The organism is Acinetobacter sp. MF4642 (genome assembly GCF_002018925.1).
Lineage (GTDB): Bacteria > Pseudomonadota > Gammaproteobacteria > Pseudomonadales > Moraxellaceae > Acinetobacter > Acinetobacter johnsonii.
The window spans coordinates 13,941-37,276 of sequence record NZ_MVON01000030.1; the positions used below are offsets into that span (position 1 = coordinate 13,941).

At 40.6% G+C, this 23,336-nt stretch carries 19 protein-coding genes and 1 pseudogene; 11 read left to right on the forward strand and 9 right to left on the reverse strand.

All coding sequences use genetic code 11. The annotated features are described in order from the left end of the window. The first annotated feature begins 12 nt into the window (after positions 1-12). Positions 13-351, forward strand: a complete 339-nt coding sequence (gene fdx, locus MF4642_RS13560; RefSeq protein ID WP_004697000.1) for an ISC system 2Fe-2S type ferredoxin — start codon at positions 13-15, stop codon at positions 349-351. A gap of 76 nt (positions 352-427) precedes the next feature. On the opposite strand, the gene MF4642_RS13565 is transcribed toward fdx, so the two are convergent. The 4 genes from MF4642_RS13565 to MF4642_RS13580 form a co-directional block, all read right to left on the reverse strand. After that, on the reverse strand, positions 428-1,891 hold the full coding sequence (locus MF4642_RS13565) for an adenylate/guanylate cyclase domain-containing protein (RefSeq protein WP_078426563.1): 1,464 nt from the start codon (positions 1,889-1,891) through the stop codon (positions 428-430). Positions 1,892-1,949: 58 nt separating this feature from the next. After that, positions 1,950-2,384, reverse strand: coding sequence for an HIT domain-containing protein (locus tag MF4642_RS13570; protein WP_005401212.1), 435 nt, complete (start codon positions 2,382-2,384; stop codon positions 1,950-1,952). A 231-nt stretch (positions 2,385-2,615) separates the two neighbouring features. Then, complete coding sequence (mfd, locus tag MF4642_RS13575; RefSeq protein WP_078426564.1) at positions 2,616-6,074, reverse strand: transcription-repair coupling factor; 3,459 nt, start codon at positions 6,072-6,074, stop codon at positions 2,616-2,618. Positions 6,075-6,214: 140 nt separating this feature from the next. Then, a complete protein-coding gene (locus MF4642_RS13580; protein ID WP_078426553.1) occupies positions 6,215-6,580 on the reverse strand; it encodes a hypothetical protein in 366 nt (121 codons plus the stop codon). A gap of 1,228 nt (positions 6,581-7,808) precedes the next feature. Here MF4642_RS13580 and putP point away from each other — a divergent pair. Continuing rightward, entirely contained in the window at positions 7,809-9,332 is a 1,524-nt protein-coding gene (putP, locus tag MF4642_RS13585; protein WP_078426554.1) for a sodium/proline symporter PutP, read from the forward strand. A 61-nt stretch (positions 9,333-9,393) separates the two neighbouring features. On the opposite strand, the gene MF4642_RS13590 is transcribed toward putP, so the two are convergent. After that, complete coding sequence (locus MF4642_RS13590; protein ID WP_078426555.1) at positions 9,394-9,888, reverse strand: Lrp/AsnC ligand binding domain-containing protein; 495 nt, start codon at positions 9,886-9,888, stop codon at positions 9,394-9,396. Positions 9,889-10,005: 117 nt separating this feature from the next. On the opposite strand from MF4642_RS13590, the gene putA reads away from it, so the two are divergent. The 5 genes from putA to MF4642_RS13620 all read left to right on the forward strand — a co-directional run bounded on the left by putA (position 10,006) and on the right by MF4642_RS13620 (position 16,779). Beyond that, positions 10,006-13,761 (forward strand): trifunctional transcriptional regulator/proline dehydrogenase/L-glutamate gamma-semialdehyde dehydrogenase, encoded by a 3,756-nt coding sequence (putA, locus tag MF4642_RS13595; protein WP_078388844.1) that lies wholly within the window; start codon positions 10,006-10,008, stop codon positions 13,759-13,761. Between the two features lie 267 nt (positions 13,762-14,028). After that, complete coding sequence (gene trmA / locus MF4642_RS13600) at positions 14,029-15,111, forward strand: tRNA (uridine(54)-C5)-methyltransferase TrmA (protein WP_078426556.1); 1,083 nt, start codon at positions 14,029-14,031, stop codon at positions 15,109-15,111. A 242-nt stretch (positions 15,112-15,353) separates the two neighbouring features. Then, on the forward strand, positions 15,354-15,578 hold the full coding sequence (locus MF4642_RS13610; RefSeq protein WP_004984703.1) for a hypothetical protein: 225 nt from the start codon (positions 15,354-15,356) through the stop codon (positions 15,576-15,578). 211 nt (positions 15,579-15,789) lie between these two features. Further along, complete coding sequence (locus tag MF4642_RS13615; RefSeq protein WP_078426558.1) at positions 15,790-16,038, forward strand: hypothetical protein; 249 nt, start codon at positions 15,790-15,792, stop codon at positions 16,036-16,038. A gap of 201 nt (positions 16,039-16,239) precedes the next feature. After that, the gene (locus MF4642_RS13620) at positions 16,240-16,779 is read left to right on the forward strand and encodes a lecithin retinol acyltransferase family protein (RefSeq protein WP_078426565.1); all 540 of its coding nucleotides are present in this window, start codon (positions 16,240-16,242) and stop codon (positions 16,777-16,779) included. Here MF4642_RS13620 and MF4642_RS13625 read toward each other — a convergent pair. The 3 genes from MF4642_RS13625 to MF4642_RS13635 form a co-directional block, all read right to left on the reverse strand. Then, positions 16,773-17,234, reverse strand: a complete 462-nt coding sequence (locus tag MF4642_RS13625; RefSeq protein WP_078426559.1) for an SRPBCC domain-containing protein — start codon at positions 17,232-17,234, stop codon at positions 16,773-16,775. The two genes, MF4642_RS13620 and MF4642_RS13625, sit on opposite strands and share 7 nt — an antisense overlap. A 119-nt stretch (positions 17,235-17,353) precedes the next feature. Further along, positions 17,354-18,265, reverse strand: a complete 912-nt coding sequence (locus MF4642_RS13630) for a bestrophin family protein (protein ID WP_078426560.1) — start codon at positions 18,263-18,265, stop codon at positions 17,354-17,356. An 80-nt stretch (positions 18,266-18,345) separates the two neighbouring features. Beyond that, entirely contained in the window at positions 18,346-20,064 is a 1,719-nt protein-coding gene (locus MF4642_RS13635) for a glutamine--tRNA ligase/YqeY domain fusion protein (protein WP_078426561.1), read from the reverse strand. A 235-nt stretch (positions 20,065-20,299) separates the two neighbouring features. Here MF4642_RS13635 and MF4642_RS13640 point away from each other — a divergent pair, with 235 nt between their 5' ends. Then, on the forward strand, positions 20,300-20,809 hold the full coding sequence (locus MF4642_RS13640) for a peptidylprolyl isomerase (protein WP_004696971.1): 510 nt from the start codon (positions 20,300-20,302) through the stop codon (positions 20,807-20,809). A 118-nt stretch (positions 20,810-20,927) separates the two neighbouring features. After that, positions 20,928-21,647, forward strand: a complete 720-nt coding sequence (locus MF4642_RS13645; protein WP_058869693.1) for a UDP-2,3-diacylglucosamine diphosphatase — start codon at positions 20,928-20,930, stop codon at positions 21,645-21,647. 62 nt (positions 21,648-21,709) lie between these two features. Here the strand turns inward: MF4642_RS13645 and MF4642_RS13650 are convergent, their stop codons facing one another. Beyond that, complete coding sequence (locus tag MF4642_RS13650) at positions 21,710-21,937, reverse strand: hypothetical protein (protein WP_010326805.1); 228 nt, start codon at positions 21,935-21,937, stop codon at positions 21,710-21,712. A 417-nt stretch (positions 21,938-22,354) separates the two neighbouring features. Here MF4642_RS13650 and nfsB point away from each other — a divergent pair, with 417 nt between their 5' ends. Together nfsB and MF4642_RS16730 are read left to right on the forward strand one after the other, a co-directional pair. Beyond that, positions 22,355-23,008 (forward strand): oxygen-insensitive NAD(P)H nitroreductase, encoded by a 654-nt coding sequence (nfsB, locus tag MF4642_RS13655; RefSeq protein ID WP_078426562.1) that lies wholly within the window; start codon positions 22,355-22,357, stop codon positions 23,006-23,008. 204 nt (positions 23,009-23,212) lie between these two features. Next, positions 23,213-23,336: pseudogene (locus MF4642_RS16730) on the forward strand (IS3 family transposase); the annotation flags it as partial.

Sequence of the window (23,336 nt, forward strand, 5' to 3'; positions counted from 1 at the left end):
TAGGTAAAGACTATGCCACGTATTAAAGTTCTCCCACATGCGCAAATCTGCCCAGAAGGTGCTGAGTTTGAAGTTGAACAGAATGCGAATCTATGTGAAAGCCTACTGAAAAATGGGATCAAGATTGAACATGCGTGCGATATGTCCGCTGCATGTACAACGTGCCACGTTGTGGTACGTAAAGGCTTTGACAGCTTAGAAGAAATGAATGATGTTGAAGCCGATCTACTGGATCGTGCTTGGGGCTTAGAACCCGACTCTCGTTTGTCTTGCCAAGTGAAGTTAGTGGATGAAGACTTAGAAGTTGAAATTCCTAAATACACAATTAACCACGCATCTGAAAATCACTAATTTTCAAAGCCAAAAAAAGCCACTCATTGTAGTGGCTTTTTTTATGACTCTCATTTTTATATCTCATACCATTAAATTAATGATACTCATTTTTCTGAACAGGCTCTATTACTTCATCTTCAAGATTGAGTTTGACGATACCTTGCGAGTTGGTCATCTTCTGTTGGGTTTGAATACGTTGAATCATTTTTTCTAAGACTTGAATTAACTGCGGATATTCAAAATTCTGCACTTCATCTAAGTTCAGCAGTAAATGAAATCCTTTATATTCATAATCAAACCAGCGTTGATAATCTGATTTTTGCGAGGTATATTTTTCAACAACTTGCCACGTCTTCACAGCACCTTTAATCCCCTTAAGGAAAATTGGCGCTTTCGGCGCACAAAGATAATCATTTTTTACTAAATTATGCGTATCGTCCGAAATTAAAATTTCATCCACTTGTGCTGCACTTTGTAAACGTGCCGCAAGGTTTGCATCACGACCAACAATGGTATAAGCCATACGGTGCGATGCACCATAGTTCCCTACGTGGCAATACCCTGTAGAAATCCCCATACGAATATGCAATGGCGGATACCCCATTTTCACCCAACGCTCGCGCAGAATTTTCATTTGCTGACGCATCGCCATAGCCATTTCCAAACAGTTTTGAGCATCACGCTCTACACCTTCAGAATTAGGGTCACCAAAGAACACTAAAATTGCATCCCCCATGAATTTATCCACAGTACCTTCATATTGCTTCGCAATCTCGGTCATGTGTTTTAAATAATCATTGAGTAGGAATGCTAAATCATCCGGAATTAAGCTTTCAGAAAGCTCTGTAAAACCCTGAATATCTGAAAAGAAAACTGTCAGTTTCTTACGCTTGTATTCAATTTTCGCTTCAGACTCACCTTTCATGATCGATTGCCACAACTGAACTGGTGCATAGCGACTCAGCTGATTGGCAAACTCCATATAACGGTTCATCTGATCAAAATAGTGATTTTTGCGGCGATATATGTCTTGCATTTGGTTACGCTGATAATAGCTACCCACACCAAAATAAGTGGTGAGACACAAAAAGCCCAATACGATCAGTTCGGTACTGGTGGCCTCGAAATACTCACCAAAACCAAAGACAAAGATAATCGAGACATAAAAGACAACCACCCCAATCAGGCTGGCCAAAGACACCATCAAAAAAGAAATTTTATTGCTAATAGCCGTATAAAGCATAGCAAAAATGGTTAAAAATGTGAGTACGATACTGAGATGTACAGCGGCTAAAATGATCGCTGTAATGACAATATCTATAACAAACATCACACCGCGTTGCATCGTATTATTGAAGCGATAACCTAACCACCTTGAAAATGGGGGGGTGATCAATAATACAATGAGCAACAGCAGCGGCACGTAAATCTGATATTTGGTATCTGCCATCGTATAATGATAGACGATGGTTATTAAAGACAGCATGCCATATCCCATCGCACGATGGAAATACACAAATTGTTTGGGCTCTTTAGATAACCAATGATCTAATGGCACTGCTCGTTCCCCATTATGCACACGATCAAATCATCCCTGATTTGATTTCTCACGTGTATTAGTCCATACGCCAATCGAATGGCATATCACCTTGGCCACGTAGTGCAAGCATTAGAGTTTGACGCATATGCGCAAGCACTTCATTGCTATAAGCAACAGCGGGTGTACCCCAAACTGGTTTTGGCCATGCGACGTCGTTTTGATAACGTACAACATGGTGAAAATGGAGCTGCGGAACCATATTACCTAAAGCAGCAACATTCATTTTGTCAGCACGGAATACACGAGCCAATTGGCTTGATAACCAGCTTGACTCACGTAAAAACTGTTCTTGGTCGGCTTGACTGAGCTCATATAACTCAGTGATGCCTGGCACGCGTGGAATTAAAATTAGCCACGGGAATTGCATATCATTCATTAAGCGACATGTTGAAAGTGGAAAGTCGCCTACAAAAAACGTATCTTGAGCAAGTTGTGGATGCAAACTAAACATATCTTTATAAATGATGCAAATTAGAATAATGACTAATACTATCACATCCAATCAGAGGTGAATATTGTAAGCAATGTGTTTCAACACAAATAAACTACGTTTTACTTTGAACCACATCACATTTATTACTTTAATAAATTTCATCAAAAAATCAAGTCTTTCTTTTTATAGCGCAAGTGCGCAAGAAAGACCAGATATCTGTATGAAATCACAGCAAATTAAAACTAAATTTTAATGCAACTCTTTCAACAAACTTTCCAATAAGTCATTGATAAATTGAATCCGTTTTTCATATTCCTCTAGTATGACCATGACCTTTAAGCGCTGACCACCTTCCATCCTAAAAAAGGTCGGGTGTTTTTGCATCATCTGAATAATACTAATTGCCTGAACAGGAGTATCTGGTGAAAATTCAATCGTACCACCATTGGCAGCGATATCGATTTTGGTAATACCCAATATTTCTGCTTTCAAACGCATCTGATGCACAGCAAAAAGCTGTTTCACAGGTTGTGGTGGTATCCCAAAACGGTCAATCAACTCCATACGAATGTTATCAAGTTTTTCCTGACTGTCCGTATTACTAATGCGCTTATAAAACAATAAACGCTGATGGACATCTCCCAGATATTCATCTGGAATTAAGGCTGGCATATGTAAATTGATTTCTGCGGTCAGTGAGAGTGGCGCATCGAAATTTGGGGTTTTGCCCTTTTGAATGGCTTTGGTCGCCTTTTCGAGCATCTCCATATATAAGCTATAGCCAATGGCTTGCATTGAACCACTTTGTTGCTCGCCAAGTAGCTCACCCGCTCCGCGAATTTCTAAGTCTTCCGTCGCTAACATAAAGCCCGCACCTAATGTCGATGCCCGCTGAATCGCATCCAGACGTTTTTCAGCATCACCTTTTAATCCTTTGATGGATGGCACCAACAGATAGGCATAAGCTTGGTGATGCGAGCGCCCTACACGCCCACGCAGTTGATGCAACTGCGCTAAACCCAGCTTATCTGCCCGTTCAATTAAAATGGTATTAGCATTCGGAACATCAATCCCTGTTTCAATAATAGTTGAACAGACCAGCACGTTATATTCTTTATGGTAGAACTGCTGCATGACTTGTTCTAACTCGCGTTCACGCATTTGACCATGTGCAACAGCCACACGCGCCTCAGGGACCAACTCTCGAAGACTCTCCGCTGCACGTTCAATAGTTTCTACTTCATTATGTAGGAAATAAACTTGTCCACCACGCAGTAACTCACGCAAGATGGCTTCTTTAACTGAATCACCCGTATGTTCTTGCACAAAAGTTTTTACCGCTAAACGTCGTGCAGGTGGGGTGGCAATAATGGATAGATCGCGCATGCCACTAAAGGCCATGTTTAAAGTCCGTGGAATTGGAGTTGCAGTCAGAGTCAACATGTCCACATCTGCACGCATTGCTTTAATCCGCTCTTTATCACGTACACCGAAGCGGTGTTCTTCATCCACAATCATCAAGCCTAAGTCTTTAAACTGGACACTTTCTTGTAAAATTTTATGCGTACCAATCACAATGTCGACTTTGCCCTCAGCTAAATCCTCAATCGTTTTGGTATGTGATTTACTGCTGCCAAAACGTGATAAAACTTCGATACGAATAGGCCAGTCTGCAAAACGGTCTTTAAAAGACTCATAATGCTGTTGGGCCAGCAACGTCGTCGGCACCAAAACAGCCACTTGTTTGTTGTTCTGCACGGCTAAGAATGCTGCGCGCATCGCAACTTCGGTTTTACCAAAGCCCACATCACCACAGACCAAGCGATCCATCGGCTTAGCCAATTGCATATCATACAAAGTCGCTTCAATGGCATTGGCTTGATCGAGTGTTTCCTCATAGGCAAAGCCACTGGCAAACTGCATATATTGACCTTGATCCAACTCAAAACCAAAACCTGGTTTGGCTTGACGACGGGCTTGGATATGCAATAACTCTGCTGCTACATCATGGATTTGCTCCAACGCTTTACGCTTTGCTTTGCTCCAAGCATCAGTACCTAGCTTATGCAAGGGTGCTAAGTCTGGGTCGCCGCCGCTATAACGGCTGATCAAATGTAAATTGGTGACAGGAACATAAACTTTGGCCGCATCGGCATAATCGAGCTGCAAGAACTCGTAGTCTTGATCATCAATACTTAAAGTGACTAAGCCCGCATAACGCCCCACACCATAGTCGATATGCACCACCGGCGCACCCATACTCAGTTCAGTCAAACTTCGGATGAGAAACTCTTCCGAAACCTCTTGCTGGCGTTTACGGCGACGCTGTACAACGCGATGCTCATACAACTGATTTTCAGAAATGATGCTAATGCTGTCTTTTAATACCAAGCCACGCTCTAATGGCGCACTGGTAATTGCAATGGCATGCAAGGATCTTTGAAATTCAGCAAAATTCTCGACATTAGGAATCTCTCCCAATGTTGCGCGCAACGCATCTTTTAAAGTTTCACGACGCCCCGCACTTTCAGCAACCAGTAATACTGGATGATTAGCAGCATCAATATACTGTTTAACCGCATGAAAAGGCTTTTCATTTTTAGGATCGACCGCTAAACGTGGTGGAAGTTCAGTGTTTAAATTGGTCACACCCGCTTTTAGATCAAAAGCCTCGACTGAAGCAATAATGCGGGGAAAGGTATTGAGCTGTTCTAAAACTTGATTGGTCGAAATAAAAAGATGGTTAGGGGCTAAAATTGGCTGATCAACATTATGGCGACGGTCTTCATAACGTCGATCGATTTCTTTCCAAAAACTATCTAAACCATCATCAACTTGTTTATCTGTAATGACAATGGAGTGACTTGGTAAATACGAAAGCAGTGTACTTTGGGTTTCCATCTGCGCTGCACTGAAAAAGAGCGGGAAATAGAACTCAATTCCTGGTGATGCAATCCCTTCTAACACATCCTGATAAATTGGATTTTTCTTTGGATTTGCCGTCGGAAACATTTCTGCATAGCGATCACGAAATATGCTGCGTGCCTCTTTCAGCGGAAACTCTTTAGCCGGTAATACGGAAAATTGTTTTAAGTTTTGCGTAGTACGCTGCGTTTCAGGATCAAAAAATTTGAGGGTTTCAATTTCATCATCAAACAAATCTATACGAATTGGTGCAGCTTGACCTGAGGCATAGATATCCATAATGCTACCCCGAACCGCAAATTCACCATGGTCATATACTGTGTCGACCAAATGATAGCCTGCTTGAATTAAACGCTTCTTTTGCTGTTCCAATTCAAACTTTTGACCAACGTGAATATCAAAGTGTTCTCCCAACACCCACGACGTCGGCGCTACACGCTGCGCCAAGGTCGAAGCCGAAATCAGTAAGACGCCTGTTTGCGGCATATTGGATAAAATTGCAAGACGCTCAGACACAATATCCTGATGAGGAGATAAACGATCATAAGGCAGAATTTCCCAGTCTGGGAAAATGGTCGGTCGAATACCGTAAAATTCAAATTCACTTTCGAGTTGTGCTAAGTGTTGATTATTTTTTGCCACAACCACAAAGAGCTTTTTATTTTGTGAACTTAACGTATGAATGAATAATGCAGCTGAAGAGCCGAGCAAATTTCCCAGCCAACGTTTTTCGCCTGCTTTTAGTTGTTGCACATTCAGTTGGGAGATTTCTTCTTGGAACATGGACATGGCTTTAGCGTTTAAAAACATGCGTCATATACTAGCATGATGTCCTCTCGCTGCATGTTATTTTTCACGACAAGAACAACATCCATCTAGCGCTAAGTCCTTTTTACAACTCAAATTTATGGCTTTCAAAAGACTTATTTTTTGTCACGTATAAACTGGTAGTAATAGTCATTAAGTAGCTTAATCATTTGCTTTAGCTCAGTTAAGTTTTCTAGATTATTACCTAAACGTGCGACAAATCGTTCATTGGCAATTTCTAAGTCGATTTTCTCATTGATTAGCATAGCACTATAAAAAAGTGCATTAAGATCATCAAACTCACTAATTCTACGATTTGAAAAATAGACCAAACGTTCAGCATGTATGGCATTTAGCACAATACCTTCAATGATAAAGCCTTTTTCATCATCATATTCAATCTGATGCTGCTGCAAAAAAAGTTGTTCTGGCGCATCTTTCTTTAATTTAAATAATTGGCTTAATTTACTCAGCATAGACATCTAATCATGGTTCTTCACTCAAGCTTATTGTAGTTCTAACTGCTACCTTTTGTTAGTTTGTATCGGCTAAAAAGTATAAAAGCAGCGCATTGACTACTTTTATACCTATATATAGTTATAAATGTTCTAGCTAGCGTATGCTAAAGATACAACCTTAGGCGTCACCTCAGCAGCCAAGTTTCAAATGAGAAAATGCGACCTAAGGGTTATTAAGTCAACAACCCTTTCTCCAATACCACTCACTGAACTGTTTTGTTTTCCGCAATACACTGTTTACCCATTTCATCACATTTCGCATGACCTAAGATTCGATTAAACAAAGTCACCATACCAGCACTACGCATGACTATATCCAAGCATACCTGTTGATTGGCTTGAATACATTTGGTATTTAAGGCTGCAATACCATTAATAAGTGACTAGAACGCAGCACCGTTGGATAGACATCATTAATCGATTGAGATTTATTGACAAGGTCATTTGGATGAATAACCTCGTATTTACCTTAAAAATGGAATAGATGCTCCAATACAAAACTGGCCAGCCAACACTTCGTTGCTATTCATATTAATTTGTGGTGCCCGCTCTATCTTGATAGACATCTATAGGGAAAAGCGTATGTCTAACCTTCAATAGTTTGGCTCAATTGATCACATACCACCGCAATGGTCTGCACAATTTCAGGAGAGATTTTGCCAAATGTGCAGTTAATTTATACCGACTCTATTTTCACTTGTGCCAAAGCAAGCAGAAAATGCCATTGAATTCCTATTTTCTAATTAGAAATATGAAAGTTTTCCAATGCACTCAAAGTATGAATGCCTTAACAAAATTAGTTCAATGGTGAAATATTCGTCTTTTCTACCTATTTCACGGCTGTAAATACATTTCATAAATGAAACACTTTATATGTAAATACACCTGTTTTGTAGGTAATGTAATTTTTCGTAAGCAATAAAAAATCATAAATTATAACTAGCCCGCTGATTTTACGAAATAAATGCTTAGAATTTCATTCACCCTATAAAAAAAGAATAATAATTGACCAATAAACAACATATTTTCAACAACTTATTGTTTAATTTTAAAAAACAATTAATAGTTACACAAAATATACAAAAAAATATCACAACTGTTACAGAGTGTAATTTTATTTTTATGCTTGAATCGCCGTCTCAAACAAAGCGATTAAAAAATCTCCCAAGTCGGATTTTGCCAAGGAATGCCTATGAGTCAAATTAACCCCACCCTCGTCACATTTTTAGTTTATATCATTGCCATGGTTGGCATCGGTTTGTATGCATACAAGTCCACAAACAACTTTGATGATTACATCTTAGGTGGTCGTAGCTTAGGAAGTGTAGTTACTGCGCTTTCTGCAGGTGCATCAGACATGAGTGGCTGGTTACTGATGGGCTTACCGGGCGCAATTTATTTGTCTGGTTTGTCTGAAGCGTGGATTGCCGTAGGCCTAATCATTGGTGCATGGCTCAACTGGCTATTGGTTGCAGGACGTTTACGTGTGCATACTGAAGTCCAAAACAATGCCCTCACCCTACCTGATTATTTCACAGGTCGTTTCGCAGATCGCAAACGTATCTTACGTATGATCTCAGCTGTCGTTATTTTAGTATTCTTCGCGATTTACTGTGCTTCAGGCATGGTCGCAGGCGCGCGCCTATTTGAAAGTATCTTTGGTTGGAACTACACCACTGCACTGTGGATTAGCGCAATTGCAACCATCAGTTATGTGTGTATCGGCGGCTTCCTTGCAATTAGCTGGACAGACACCTTCCAAGCAGGTCTAATGATTTTTGCTCTGCTGCTTACCCCAATCATGACTTACCTTGCGATTGATGGTAATGCTGCACAGTTCACAGTCTTACTTGAAACGGCTCGCCCACAAGCATTGCATATTGTTTCTGAACTCAGCACTGTTGCCATCCTGTCATCATTGGCATGGGGCTTAGGCTATTTTGGTCAGCCACACATTTTAGTGCGCTTCATGGCTGCGGATTCTGTGAAAACGATTCCTGCTGCGCGTCGCATTGGTATGACATGGATGATTTTATGTCTAGGTGGTGCGGTAGGTGCTGGTTTTATTGCCATCGCGTACTTCCAACAACACCCTGAACTGGCGGCTGTGGTTTCTCAAAACCCTGAAACTGTGTTCATGGAACTGACTAAACTCTTATTCAACCCTTGGATTGCGGGTATCATTTTAGCTGCAATTTTAGCTGCGGTGATGAGTACATTAAGCTGTCAGTTACTGGTTTGTTCTACAACATTGACAGAAGACATGTACAAAGCTTTCATCCGTAAAACCGCTTCTCAAAAAGAATTGGTTTGGGTGGGTCGCTTCATGGTTATTGCTGTTGCTGTTCTTGCAATTTGTTTAGCAAGCAACCCTGACAGTAAAGTTCTAGGCCTTGTCGCTTATGCATGGGCAGGTTTTGGTGCGGCATTTGGTCCACTGATTATCTTGTCTTTGTTCTGGAAGCGCATGACCTTGAATGGTGCTATTGCAGGTATTATTGTTGGTGCAGTAACCGTGATTGTGTGGAAAAATGCATTAGGACACTTAGGTCTATATGAAATTATTCCAGGTTTCATCTTCTCTTGGATCAGCATTGTAGTGGTAAGCTTAATGGGTAAAGCCCCTGAAGCTGAAGTAGTACAACGCTTTGAACAAGCAGACAGTATGTACAAACAAGCGATGGCTGAAATGAAAGAAGAATCTACACAACTTTAATCGAACGTGTAGACCAAAAAAAGGGGCTTTTAAGCCCCTTTTTTACATTTCATGTACTAAATTATTTCGACACAGGTTTGTATTTAAGTTGGATACGTGAGCTTTCTTTGATGACTTCCATCACGGGATAACTGCGCGTTTCTTTAACGCCCGGTAGTTGCCACAAGACTTGACCTGAGATTTTTCGGAACTCATCCATACTGGCACAGCGAATCTTCACCACAAAATCAAAGCCCCCACTGGTCATATGACATTCCACAATTTCATCATGCTGTAGCACGGCATGGCGAAAATCTTCCAAGACATGTGGGGTGGTTTTATCCAAAAGTATCTCAACAAAAACCACAAAACTGGCATTGAGCATGTTCGGATTTAAGCGTGCTTCATAACTCAGAATAAAGCCTTCCTTAGTTAATTTTTGCACCCGAGCCAAAGCAGCCGTCGCTGACAAGTTCACTTCTTCGGCAAGTTTAATATTCGATATTTTTCCATCTCTTTGAAGAATATCCAATATTTTGATATCTGTTCGGTCCAAGCTAAAAATTGGGCTCGTCATCTGAATTAATCTCTAAATAGCATACAAATTATAGTGAGTTATTCGGCATTCTTTCTGTAATCATAAATTAATTACTATAGATCTCTCAACACATTATTGTATGCACAGGATGTAGGCATGAATATGATGGAAAGCAATACGCATTTCAACGACGCTCAAACTCAATTTGAATATATTACCGAATTCAAAGAAAAAAGTGAGCTTGAAGTTGAAATCAATACCGCTTGGCGACGTGCCGAAACTGACTGTGTTCAAAACTTATTAGACCACAGCAAAATCTCTGACGAGATGAATCAACGCATTCATGAACTTGCGTTTGATTTGGCTCATACTTTACGTGAACGTAAAAGCGGCAGCGGTAAAGCAGGCATTGTACAGGGTCTCTTACAAGAATTTGCACTGTCTTCTCAAGAAGGCATTGCGCTGATGTGTTTAGCTGAAGCATTGCTTCGTATTCCAGACATGGCGACACGTGACCTATTGATTAAAGACAAAATCAACCAAGGCAACTGGAAAGAACACGTTGGTCAAAGTAACCTGATGTTTGTCAATGCGGCTGCATGGGGCCTCATGTTGACTGGCAAACTGATGGAAACGCCAAAGCAAAATAGCTTATCAGGCACTTTAACAGGCTTATTGGCACGTAGTGGTCGTGGCATCATCCGTAAAGCAGTTGATGTAGCTATGCGTATGATGGGCGAACAGTTTGTGACTGGCGAAACCATTGGTGAAGCATTACAACACGCTGAACGTCTTGAAGAAAAAGGCTTCCGTTATTCATACGACATGTTGGGTGAAGCAGCACTGACCGATCATGATGCTGATCGTTATATGAAAGATTATACCGATGCCATTCATGCCATTGGTCAAGCGTCAAAAGACAAAGATGTTTATGACGGTCCGGGTATTTCAATTAAATTATCTGCTCTACACCCTCGCTACCAACGTGCGCAAGTTGCACGTATGCATGAAGAGTTGTACGGTAAAGTCTTTACGCTTGCTAAATTAGCACGCGGCTATAACATCGGTTTAAATATTGATGCAGAAGAATCTGAGCGTTTAGAAATTTCTTTAGAAATGCTTGAACGTCTATGCTTTGAACCAGAACTCAAAGACTGGAAAGGCATTGGTTTCGTTATCCAAGCGTATCAAAAACGTTGTTTCTACGTGGTAGACTACATCGTAGACTTGGCTAAACGTAGCGAAAAGCGCTTAATGATCCGTTTAGTGAAAGGCGCGTACTGGGACAGCGAAATTAAGAAAGCACAAATTGAAGGGATGACTGACTACCCTGTATTTACCCGTAAAGTACATACAGACTTGTCGTATATCGCTTGTGCGAAGAAATTATTGGCTGCACCAGAACAAATCTACCCACAGTTTGCAACACACAATGCGCAAACCTTGGCGACTATTTATGAAATGGCCAACCCAGAGAAATACTACGTAGGTCAGTATGAGTTCCAATGCTTACACGGCATGGGCGAGCCACTGTATGAACAAGTAGTCGGCGAAAAACTAGATAAAAAACTAGGTGTACCTTGCCGTATTTATGCACCTGTCGGTAACCATGAAACACTATTGGCTTATCTTGTACGTCGTTTACTTGAAAATGGTGCAAACACCTCTTTTGTAAACCGTATTGCAGACAAGTCACTCGCGATTGATGATTTGATTGAAAATCCAACTCAAACCATCTTAAGCAGTGCAAAACGTGAAAATATCGTGGGTCAAAAGCACCTTTCGATTCCACTTCCTGCTGAGCTTTATGGCCAACTGCGTGCAAACTCTAAAGGTTTAGATCTTGCAAATGACTCTGCATTAATTCATCTGAACCAAACAGCTCAACAGTTTGCTAAGCACCAATGGTCTGCTGCACCAATGGGTGAGCACTTTCAGACCAATGACGCCGTTGCTCCGCAAAGCATTATCAACCCAGCACGTCACTCAGATGTTGTGGGTTATGTACAAGAAGCAACAACTGAACAAGTTGAGCAAGCATTAAACAATGCGCAGGCTGTTCAAGACATTTGGGCACGTACGGCTAAAGACACCCGTGCGAGTTACCTCCTTCGCGCTGCTGACTTAATGGAAGCTCGCTTAGAAGAACTGATGGTTTTACTTTGTCGTGAAAGTGGTAAAACGTATGCCAATGCCATTGCAGAAGTTCGTGAAGCTGTAGATTTCTTACGCTACTACGCAACGCAAATGATTGATCTAGATGCAAACGCAGAAGTTGAGCCTTTAGGCACTATGCTATGCATTAGCCCATGGAACTTCCCATTGGCCATCTTCACAGGTCAGGTTGCTGCTGCATTGGTTGCGGGTAATACCGTGATTGCTAAACCAGCTGAACAAACGCCATTGATCGCAGCTCAAGCAATTCAAATCTTATGGCAAGCGGGTGTGCCTCAAGCTGCTGTACAGCTGATGCCGGGTCGTGGTGAAACTGTGGGTGCACAACTCAGTGCAGCCGAGCAAGTTCAAGGCATCATGTTCACAGGTTCAACTGAAGTTGCTAAGATTTTGCAAAAAACTGTGGCGAAACGTTTAAGCAAAAATGGTGAAAGCATTCCACTGATTGCTGAAACAGGCGGTCAAAATGCCATGATCGTTGACTCTTCGGCACTGACTGAACAAGTTGTACTTGATGTCGTTAGCTCAGCTTATGACAGCGCAGGTCAACGTTGTTCTGCCCTTCGCGTACTATGTGTACAAGAAGATAATGCCGATGCAGTAATTCAAATGCTTAAAGGCGCAATGCAGCAACTTCAAGTGGGCAACCCATATCTACTTAAAACAGATATTGGTCCAGTCATTGATGCTGAAGCGCAAGAAAACATTCAAAAGCACATCGACAAAATGCGCCAAAAAGGTCATCGCGTACACCAATTGATGCTTAATGATGCTCAAGACACTGAGATAAATGCAGGCACGTTCATTACACCAACACTAATAGAGTTGCCAAATCTAAATGATTTAGAGCGCGAAGTGTTTGGTCCTGTGCTGCACGTGATTCGCTTTAACCAAGGTTCACTCAAACAGTTACTTGAGCACATCAACAGCAAAGGCTATGGCCTGACGATGGGTCTACATACCCGTATTGATGAGACCATTCAAACTGTAATGACCCATGCTGAAGTAGGTAACCTCTACATCAACCGCAACATTGTGGGTGCAGTTGTCGGTGTACAACCTTTTGGTGGTGAAGGTTTATCAGGCACTGGCCCTAAAGCGGGTGGTCCAATTTATCTATATCGCCTAATGCAAAACTGTTCTGCGAAAAAGTTGAATAAACCTTTTGCTACAGGTGCTGATTTAAACCCTCAGGTTGAGTTCAGCAACTCTGCATTGTTCCTTGAGTGGGCAGCTAAAACCTTCCCAGCAGTGAAATTGGCAAAAATTGAGAACTTCTGTTCAGGCCATCATTACGAGCTACAAGGTCCGACTGGTGAAAGCAACCAATACATGGTGATTCCGCGTCATGCAGTGTTGTCATTAGCAGAACAAGAAGCGGATCAACTACAACAGTTGAATGCGATTTTTGCAGTTGGTAGCCGTCCAGCAGTGCTTGCAGATAACAGCTTTGTGTTAAAACACATGCCAAGTATGCCTAAAGCATTGGCTCAAGCCTTCCATGTTATCAAAGACATCAAAACTGATGTTTTTGATGCGGTATTGCACCATGGTACAACGGCGCAGCTTTTAGCGTTGCAACAGCAGATTGCTGAGCGTCAAGGTGCGATTGTGGGTATTACTCATCTTAGCCCATCACAAACAGCCATTCCTTTAGAACGTTTTGTGATTGAGCGCGCTATTAGTGTTAACACTGCAGCTGCTGGTGGTAATGCAAGTCTCATGACTTTGAACTAAGCCCAATTTAAACCTGTAGTCCTCATCGGGACTGCAGGTTTATTACTATGTTTCCTCTATTGCCAAGTCAACATCTCCTGGTCTGTTTACTTGGCATTTTTTATGCGACTCGGTTTGACTTAATCTACTCAAAAATTTCCGATATAGCAAAGTATCAAACCATCTGTAGCATGAATAAACCCCACGCTTTTGCTGAATATCTTTAGGCTAATTCAGCAAACTTTGTTACCATCTCTTTTTTCTATATGTTTGCGATTTTTACTGCATATGACTTCTTCTTATCAACAACAACTTGACGCCAAAATTGAACGAATTACAGCTCAATTTGCTGAATTCACTCCACCTTCGCTTGAAGTTTTTCAATCTCCTGAAAAAAACTTTCGCATGCGTGCAGAATTCCGTATTTGGCATACCGAAGATGATATGTTTTATGCCATGTTTGAACGCGATGAAGACAATCAGAAAAAAGTCATTCGTATTGATGACTTCCCAATCGCTGATGCCAGTATTAATCAACTCATGCCTGTTTTATTGGCAGAATTAAAAAGCAATGATCTCCTCTCAAAACGCTTATTTGAAGTGCATTTCTTAGCGACCTTAAAAGGTCAAATGCTGGTTTCACTGATTTATCGCTGTCCACTCGATGAACAATGGCAGGTTTTAGCCAAACAACTTTCAGAAAAATTAAATATTAAGTTGATTGGCCGTAGCCGTGGTCAAAAAGTGGTACTCACCGATGAATTTGTGGTGGAAGAACTACAAGTTTTTGAGCGTAAATATCAGTACAAACAAATTGAAAGCAGCTTTACGCAGCCCAATGCGCAAGTCTGCCAAAAAATGCTCAAATGGGCCTGCAATGCTGCACAGCAATCAAATAAAGATTTGTTAGAACTTTACTGTGGCAATGGTAACTTCACCCTACCGCTTTCCACCCGTTTTAACCGTGTTTTAGCCACTGAGCTGGCTAAGTCTTCAGTGTATGCAGCACAGTGGAACATCGAACAAAACCACATCGATAATATTCAAGTCGCGCGTTTATCGGCAGAAGACTTCACACAAGCCTATAACGGCGAACGCGAATTCCGTCGCTTACAAGAAGCAAATATTGATATGAGCAGCTATGAGTTCGATACCGTGTTTGTTGACCCACCGCGTGCGGGTATTGATGATGAAACCTTGAAATTGATTCAGCGTTTTGAACGGATCATCTATATTTCGTGTAATCCTGACACCTTGCATGACAACTTAAAAACACTCAGCCAAACCCATAAAATTTCACAGTTTGCGCTGTTTGACCAATTCCCCTATACCCACCATGTTGAATCTGGGGTTTTGCTGGAAAAAATTTAAACAATTTGTTGCAACTTAAACCGTATAAAAAAGAAGCTCGAATGAGCTTCTTTTTTAATTTTCATGAAAAAAGATAAGCTTATATAAAATGCAAGTATTTCAACTGTAATAATAACGTTAATACCTTGCGCTATAATCGGAATTTTTCGACATCGATCGCTGCTTTTATCTCTCATGCTGACTTGCATTATTTTACAGATTGGTTATATTTCACCCTATGTTAGGTTGTAAATGAAGTCTATATGAGTTTTTGGCAAAAGCTGTTTTCAAATGAACAGCAAAACGAGCATAAAAATCAAATTGCTTGTGTTGAAAATGACTGCTCTTGTAAAACCAATGAACAGCTCATCGAAAAGCTTAAAACAGCGACCGATGAAGACGTGATTGTTGGGATTAAAAAGGTATTAGCTTCTCGTGGCTATGGCCGTAAGGAGTTAAATGAACTTCAGCATCGACCTCTACAGTAGTAGAGTCACTGAATATTCATCAAAAAGGCACTTAGATCAATCTAAGTGCCTTTTTTTAATGTCTGTATACATCATTCTGCTCATAAAAAACAAAAGCATGTGAAACACAGTACACTTTGCACGTTTAAATATTATACAAAGTTTAATTTTTTTGTTACCTTACAGGTTCAATATAAAAATCAATAATGTTTGAAAATTAAAGGTTTAAGCAATGAAAAAATTACTTATGGTCAGCACATGTATTACCCTTTTATCTTTAACAGCATGTAGCAAAATGCCAAAAGCCTGTGTGGAGTCTTGGGAAAAAATGGAAAAACTTGCCGAGCAGATGGGTTTGCCTGAAGAACAACTCAAAGAACAAAAAAAGAAATTTGAAGAAGATGTGAAAGCCATGAACACCGAAGAAGCAACACGCATGTGCAGCACCCAAAACTCACTTTTAGGTCTAGTGGATCAATAAACATCGCCTTATCTTTAAAAGGGATGCTTGCATCCTTTTTTAACGCGATCACAAAAGCTAGATACTCCCTTCCAATCGGTCTCTTTTATTTCTATCATCGTAAACTCAAATAACCGAAACCCACTAAACAGTCGATTATTCCTAGCAGAAGCTTTAAAATACAGATAAAAGACAACTGTAATGAAATAGCACGTGTTAGGCATGCAACAACAAAAAGTCCACTACCCCTTGGGGGCTCATCTTATAGTCAAACATTTTGGCTATACGCATCACGGCATATATGCTGGGCGTGGACGTGTGATCCATTATTCAGGTTTTGCGCATCTTTTTAAAAAGCACCCGATTGAAATCACCTCCATCGAGAACTTTAGCCACGGACGCAAAATTACAGTCAATCAGTACCAAGACCCCAAATATAAAGGACGTAAAGTAGTTCGCCGTATGCGCTCACGCATGCATGAAAACAATTACCATCTTATTATCAATAACTGTGAACACTTGTGTACGTGGGCCATAACGGGTGTTGAAAGCAGCCCACAAGTCATCAAGATGATGAACCGACTTACCACCATTGGCTATGTCAGCTCCATGATGAGTTTTATGAACAGCCTAATGTTAACGCTCACCACCACCTGTTTTGCCTTGGTGCTGTATATCAAAAAGAAATTACGTGATAAAGCCAAACAGCAGCTTGGGAACTATTTTGAGTTTAAAGAGGAACGCTCTAAAAAAGATCACTGATGTGAACGTAATTGAAAAGGCGGAAATTTATCTTCAACTAAGTTGAGCTGAATATCGTATTCAAGCCATGCCTTGGCACCATCTAGCACTGTAGTAAAGCCACCTGTTGCATTCATCACATAATGAATCAGCTCATTACCTTGTAACTCAATGTCATAATTTCGAATGATCACGTAGGTATTCATGCTGTCGATTTTTTCAAATACAAAATCCACTTTAGTTTTAGGCGTGCCCCATTCGATGCAGATCAACTCATTTTCAACGACTTGTAGGACATGAGTCGAGTGTGTAATTTGGTATTTATCCCATGTCCAATCGACCATTGCGCCTTTTTCTAAATAGCCAGAAGACTGACTAAACCAAAACTTGGTGGTTATAAGTGGATCAACAAAAGCGTTAAACACAATATTGACAGAACGCCGAATCAACATCTGAGTTTCGATCACGGTAGTCATTGTTATATCCCTATCACTTTTAAACTTAGTGATAGCACATCTCAACAAACCAATCATATCGAAAATTTGTTATGGCTCAGGCAATCCACTCATTTTCTGTTATGGATTTGTTCACGGCTTTAACTTAAATTGGCTCTATGCGCACTTACTGGTTCTGGCAAGGATTCATTTAAAGAACTCAGCATTTCACGCTCTATGCCCCGCACAATAGCATCTAAAGGCAAGTCATTTTCCTGAAGCCCGAAAGGTTCTTCTAACTCTGCACTTAGCGCATCTAAACCCAATAAGAGATAGGCAATTAAGGCCACGATCACAGGTGACCAAAAACCAAGACTGGAACTTAAACTAAAAGGTAAAATGAGACAGAAAGAGTACACGGCACGGTGTAACAAAACCGAATAAGAAAATGGCAGAGGTGTAGATGAAATACGGTCACAACCAGCGTGAATATCCCCCATTGCCACCGTATGCTTGGTCAGCATACTGTAAATAATATCGCTAATCTCACCACGCTTATACAACGCCGCCAGATCTTTCTGCGTAAGTTCTAATAGATATTGCGGTGGATTAATATGCGTAGCCAATATTTGCCACTGCTCTGCTGTCAGTTGTACTTTGGCTTGATAGTGGTCATAAGTATGACTTTGCTGCCGTAAACGATCTCGAAGCAAGTGACTAAATAACATCACCCGATACATCAAAACTCTACGCTCTGCATCATTTAAGACATAACTATCACGAATCATATGCCGTGCGTTGGCAATCATTGCGCCCCATAGCTTACGTCCTTCCCACCAGCGGTCATAACACGTCGTATTTCGAAAGCTTAAGAAAATCGAAAGAATCACACCAAATACAGTAAAACCAATGACAGGCACTGCAGAATCTGTCACGTAATGTTGAGTCGCTAGATAAACCAACAGAGTTGAAATTAAAACACCTACCATCAGCGCAGGAAACACTTTTGGTAAAATGGTGCCACGCCAAGCAAAGAGTAATGCAAAGCTATTGGTTTTATCTCGAACGATCACAGTATATTCCTATTGGTTTCGCTACGAAAAGGCTCAACCGAAGTTGAGCCTTATATCTATCCAAATCAAGCAAACAGCGCTTATTTAGGCTTAAAGCTGTCTTTTAAGTCTAAAATACGGTTAAACACAGGTTTCTCTGCTGTATGGTCGTATTGATCTGCAACAAAATAACCTTCACGCTCAAATTGGAAACGGTCTTCAGGTTGTGCTTGCGCCAATGCAGGCTCAATCACTGCTTGTACAATTTTCAATGAATCAGGGTTCAAGTTCGCTAAGAAATCATCGCCCACTTCAGGGTCCGACTCTGTAAACAGGCGATCATAAATACGCACTTCAGCAGGAATGCCTTTAGTCGCAGATACCCAGTGAATCACCCCTTTAACTTTACGACCTTCTGGATTTTTGCCCAAAGTTTCAGGGTCGATTGAACATTTCAACTCAACCACTTTACCGTTTTCATCTTTAATCACTTCATCACACTTAATGACATAAGCATGACGTAGACGAACTTCACCACCCGGAATTAAACGCTTGAAGCCTTTTGGTGGTTCTTCTTCAAAGTCTTTACGATCGATATAAATTTCAGAGGTTAACGGAATTACACGCTCACCCATGTCTACATTTGGATGACGTGAATGAGTTAAATCTATATCGTTAGGCAAGTTGGTGAGCGTAACTTTAAGTGGGTTCAACACCGCCATACCACGTGCCGCAACATTTTCTAGAGACTGACGGATGCAATATTCAAGCATTGCAACATCAACAATACCGTCTGACTTCGACACACCAACACGCTTACAGAAGTCACGTAGACCTTCTGGGGTAAAACCACGACGGCGCATACCCACAACAGTTGGCATACGCGGGTCATCCCACCCATTAACATAACCACCTTCAACCAATTTACGCAATTTACGCTTAGAGGTGATGGTGTAGTCGATATTTAAACGGCTAGATTCATACTGACGTGGTACTGCTTCCGAGTGAACTTTCTCAACCACCCAGTCATAAAACGGACGGTGGTCTTGGAATTCCAAAGTACATAATGAGTGAGTAATGCCTTCAATTGCATCGGATAATGGATGTGCATAGTCGTACATTGGGTACATTTTCCATTTATCACCTGTTTGGTGATGCTCTGAATGGAGTACACGGTACAAAATAGGATCACGCATATGCACATTTGGAGATGCCATATCGATCTTGGCACGCAGAACAGCTTCACCTTCTGCAAACTCGCCATTGTTCATTTTTTCAAAACGTGCAAGGTTTTCTTCAACTGAAGTATCGCGGTAAGGCGAGTTTTTACCTGGCTCAATAAAGTTACCACGGTTCAAACGAATTTCTTCAGGTGACTGCAAATCAACATAAGCATCACCCTGTTTAATCAGTTGAATCGCCCATGCATGGAGTTGATCGAAATAGCTTGATGCATAGCGCGGTTCGCCATTCCACTCAAATCCTAACCATTTAACGTCGTTGGCGATCCCATCTACATATTCTTGTTCTTCTGCATCTGGGTTAGTGTCATCAAAACGTAGGTTGCAAAAACCATCAAACTCATTGGCAATACCAAAGTTTAAGCAAATCGCTTTCACGTGGCCAATATGTAAATAACCATTCGGCTCTGGCGGGAAACGCGTGACTACTTTTTGCGTACGACCTTCAGCCAAATCTTCGGTAATCACTTGGCGAACAAAATCTAAGCCTGGCTGTTGTTCTTGCTGCGCTGCGACAGAGGCATTGTTACTTGGTGTCGGGTTATTTGGCAGTGTTGAAACAACATCATTCGGCTTCATAGTTTAAAAATCACTTTGATGAAAAAAATTAAGGAAAAATAGGGTCCTGCTATACGAGCATAATTCTAACTGATCTATCAGTCGATTTATGAATATTTTACAGCCCCTTAAACGATATTTGATCTATTTTACAAAGAAAATAACGTTTTTACTTGCCTTGTAGTTTACAGTTTGCTTATGCTTCTCACAACCAAAAAACCCATGGCTTTGATGTCCATGATTAGGAGATTACACAATGAGTTTTCCTCAAGTCGAATTAAACACCAATAAAGGTCGTATTGTTCTTGAACTTAACAACGAAAAAGCACCAATTACTGTTGCTAACTTCTTAGAATACGTACGTGACGGTTTCTATGACGGCGTAATTTTCCACCGCGTGATCGATGGCTTCATGATCCAAGGTGGTGGTATGGATGAAAACTTCAAAGAAAAAGCAACACGTGATGCAATTGAAAACGAAGCTGATAACGGCTTAACCAATGACCTTGGTACAATTGCAATGGCGCGTACACAAGCACCTCACTCTGCATCTGCTCAGTTCTTTATTAACGTGGGTAACAACTCGTTCCTTAACCACTCTGGCAAAAATGCACAAGGTTGGGGTTATGCAGTTTTCGGTAAAGTAACTGAAGGTCTAGACGTAGTAAACGAAATTAAAGGTGTTCGTACTGGCAACCGTGGCTACCACGCTGATGTTCCACTAGAAAACGTTGTGATTGAATCTGCTAAGATCATTTCTGAGTAATTTTTAAATCCTCCCCAGCCCTCCTTTGATAAAGGAGGGAGCTAGACTCTCATTCGAATATGAGGTTACCCTCCCTTTTTAAAGGGAGGTCGGGATGGATTTTTAAAAGGAAACTTCCGTGACCTATTTGTTTATCGCTGATTTACACTTGTCACCCGATCACCCTCGACTCGTTCGGGGGTTTTTAGATTTATTAGATACTTATAAAAACAAGAATACTCAGCTGTATATTTTAGGCGACTGGTTCAATGCATGGATTGGCGACGACTACACAGCCCCTTGGCTAGATGAAATCATTCGCGCCTTAAAACAATTTTCAAATGCAGGCAATCACATCTATTTCTTAACAGGTAACCGTGATTTTGCCCTAGGACAACAGTTCCTCGACCAATTTAATGGCCAACTATTAGCTGAAGTTTGTACACTCAAACTTTCAGATTACACCATTCGTATTGAACACGGTGATCTACTTTGCACGGACGACGTATCCTATCAGCGCTTTCGTAAAATTATCCGTAATCCACTTCTGCTAAAATTTTTAAAAAGTACACCGCTTGGCTTTAGACAAAAACTGGCCAATGGCTTCCGTAAAAAAAGTCGTCAAGCACAACAGTTTAAAACTTATGAAGTCATGGATGTTAACCCAAGCGCAGTTCAATCTGCATTAAGCAATGTTGATTTACTAGTTCACGGACATACCCACCGCGCAAATATTCATGATGTCGATGGGAAAAAGAGAATTGTACTTGGTGACTGGAAAGAAGATTCCGCTCAGATTTTAGAAATTAATGCGAATGATCATCTACAAAATTTGGTATTAAAAAAATGGCAGTATTAATGCCATTTTTTGACTATACCAATCAATATTACACATAATGCTTAACTCAAGTACTTATCGCCTTAGTTCAACTCATTTAGACGATACAATTGATTAACACCGGTATAAAAGCTCAAACCATCTAAGTTCATTGGAAGAGTTTCGCCAGATTCAAGTTGAATCATATGCCCCACTTCAACCCAGATTAAACCTTGATTTGTATTCTGTTGACGTTTAAGTGGCACCAATTTTACATTGATTTCACTACCATTTACGGCTGTAGCAACACGCCATGTATTTAAAGTTGTCAAAATTTTAACTCACTAAGTGAGCTTTTTGTGATGGAACAAAGAGATTAATAAAACGGGTTTTAAATAATAATTCTGTAGTTACAATGATGATATTCAAGTCAAATGCCTGAACTCAGATAGATCACAATCAGCTATATCATAGAAAAGTAGGAACAATACCTACTCGTAGTCTGCATTATACTAGGCTGTCAAGATTTAAGCAAAAGTAGCCCATTTTTTAATAGAATGACTTTTTTATTATTTTATCTGTTTGAAATAAAAAACTTTTCATATAAATACTTTATTCACAGGCGCTTAAATGCGTGTTCACCCAGTACACATATTCAACTAAAATCTAAGTCTGTTCGAGTTGTAGCGTGATCACAAGTCTCCTTTCATCGGTTAGAATGAGACATCAACAATAAATCGAGTGCGATTATGGATCTGCTAAATATTTCAAAAAGTCGTTATACCACCAAAGCTTATGACCCAAATAGAAAGATCCCTCATGAACAGTTTACTCGATTATTAGAAATTCTCCGCTTAACACCATCGTCTATCAACATCCAGCCTTGGCATTTTTTCATTGCAGAAAACACAAACGCCAAAGAGCGGATTGCAAAAGCACTGGTGGGTAAATACGCATACAATGCTCCCAAAGTACTAGATTCATCACATACAATTTTATTTTGTACCAAAGCCGATATTTCTGAGCAACATTTGGAAAATTTATTGCATCAAGATGACCTACATGGTCGTTTTAAAGATGAGGCAGCTAAGCAAGGCCAAAAAGACAGTCGTTCAGGTTATGTCAACTATTACCGCAATGAAAAAGGTGATGTGCAGCGTTGGGCCGAAAACCAAACCTTTATTGCTTTAGGTCAAATTCTATTGGCTGCAGGTATTGAAAAAATTGATGCGACGCCAATTGGTGGTTTTGATGAATCCATTATTAGTGAAGAGCTAGGTTTAGCCGAACAAGGTCTAATCCCTTCTGTATTGCTCACACTAGGCTATCGTAGTGATGCCGACTTCAATGCAAAATTGCCAAAGTCTCGCTTAAGCAAAGAAGATATTTTCACGCAGCTGTAATGCTATTTGTTTATAAAAGGGACTTCAGTCCCTTTTATATTTTGGGCCTGAAAATTGCTTCATCATGTTCAATGTCAAAAACAAAAAAGTGAGGTTGCTGATGTCTGTTAAGCCCAATATACCGATGAAATTTGAATGTGCACACTGTAATAAATGAACCGTACCAGGTTTGTCGGAGAGTCAATATTCTGAGAGACTATGCCGATGACAAAATTAAAATATACCCCTGAAATCAGAGAAAGAGCGGTTCAATTACTAATTGAATCTGAAAAAGATTATCCTTCTACTTGGGCAGCAATCACAGCTATTGCTCCTAAAATCGGTTGTA

Coding starts and splice junctions, on each gene's coding strand:
- MF4642_RS13580 (WP_078426553.1), bottom strand. CDS start 6,580: ATGTCTATGCTGAGTAAATTAAGCCAATTATTTAAATTAAAGAAAGAT.
- MF4642_RS13570 (WP_005401212.1), bottom strand. CDS start 2,384: ATGTTTAGTTTGCATCCACAACTTGCTCAAGATACGTTTTTTGTAGGC.
- MF4642_RS13625 (WP_078426559.1), bottom strand. CDS start 17,234: ATGACTACCGTGATCGAAACTCAGATGTTGATTCGGCGTTCTGTCAAT.
- mfd (WP_078426564.1), bottom strand. CDS start 6,074: ATGTTCCAAGAAGAAATCTCCCAACTGAATGTGCAACAACTAAAAGCA.
- nfsB (WP_078426562.1), top strand. CDS start 22,355: ATGGATCTGCTAAATATTTCAAAAAGTCGTTATACCACCAAAGCTTAT.
- MF4642_RS13620 (WP_078426565.1), top strand. CDS start 16,240: ATGCAACAACAAAAAGTCCACTACCCCTTGGGGGCTCATCTTATAGTC.
- putA (WP_078388844.1), top strand. CDS start 10,006: ATGAATATGATGGAAAGCAATACGCATTTCAACGACGCTCAAACTCAA.
- fdx (WP_004697000.1), top strand. CDS start 13: ATGCCACGTATTAAAGTTCTCCCACATGCGCAAATCTGCCCAGAAGGT.
- MF4642_RS13610 (WP_004984703.1), top strand. CDS start 15,354: ATGAGTTTTTGGCAAAAGCTGTTTTCAAATGAACAGCAAAACGAGCAT.
- MF4642_RS13590 (WP_078426555.1), bottom strand. CDS start 9,888: ATGACGAGCCCAATTTTTAGCTTGGACCGAACAGATATCAAAATATTG.
- trmA (WP_078426556.1), top strand. CDS start 14,029: ATGACTTCTTCTTATCAACAACAACTTGACGCCAAAATTGAACGAATT.
- MF4642_RS13640 (WP_004696971.1), top strand. CDS start 20,300: ATGAGTTTTCCTCAAGTCGAATTAAACACCAATAAAGGTCGTATTGTT.
- MF4642_RS13615 (WP_078426558.1), top strand. CDS start 15,790: ATGAAAAAATTACTTATGGTCAGCACATGTATTACCCTTTTATCTTTA.
- MF4642_RS13635 (WP_078426561.1), bottom strand. CDS start 20,064: ATGAAGCCGAATGATGTTGTTTCAACACTGCCAAATAACCCGACACCA.
- putP (WP_078426554.1), top strand. CDS start 7,809: ATGAGTCAAATTAACCCCACCCTCGTCACATTTTTAGTTTATATCATT.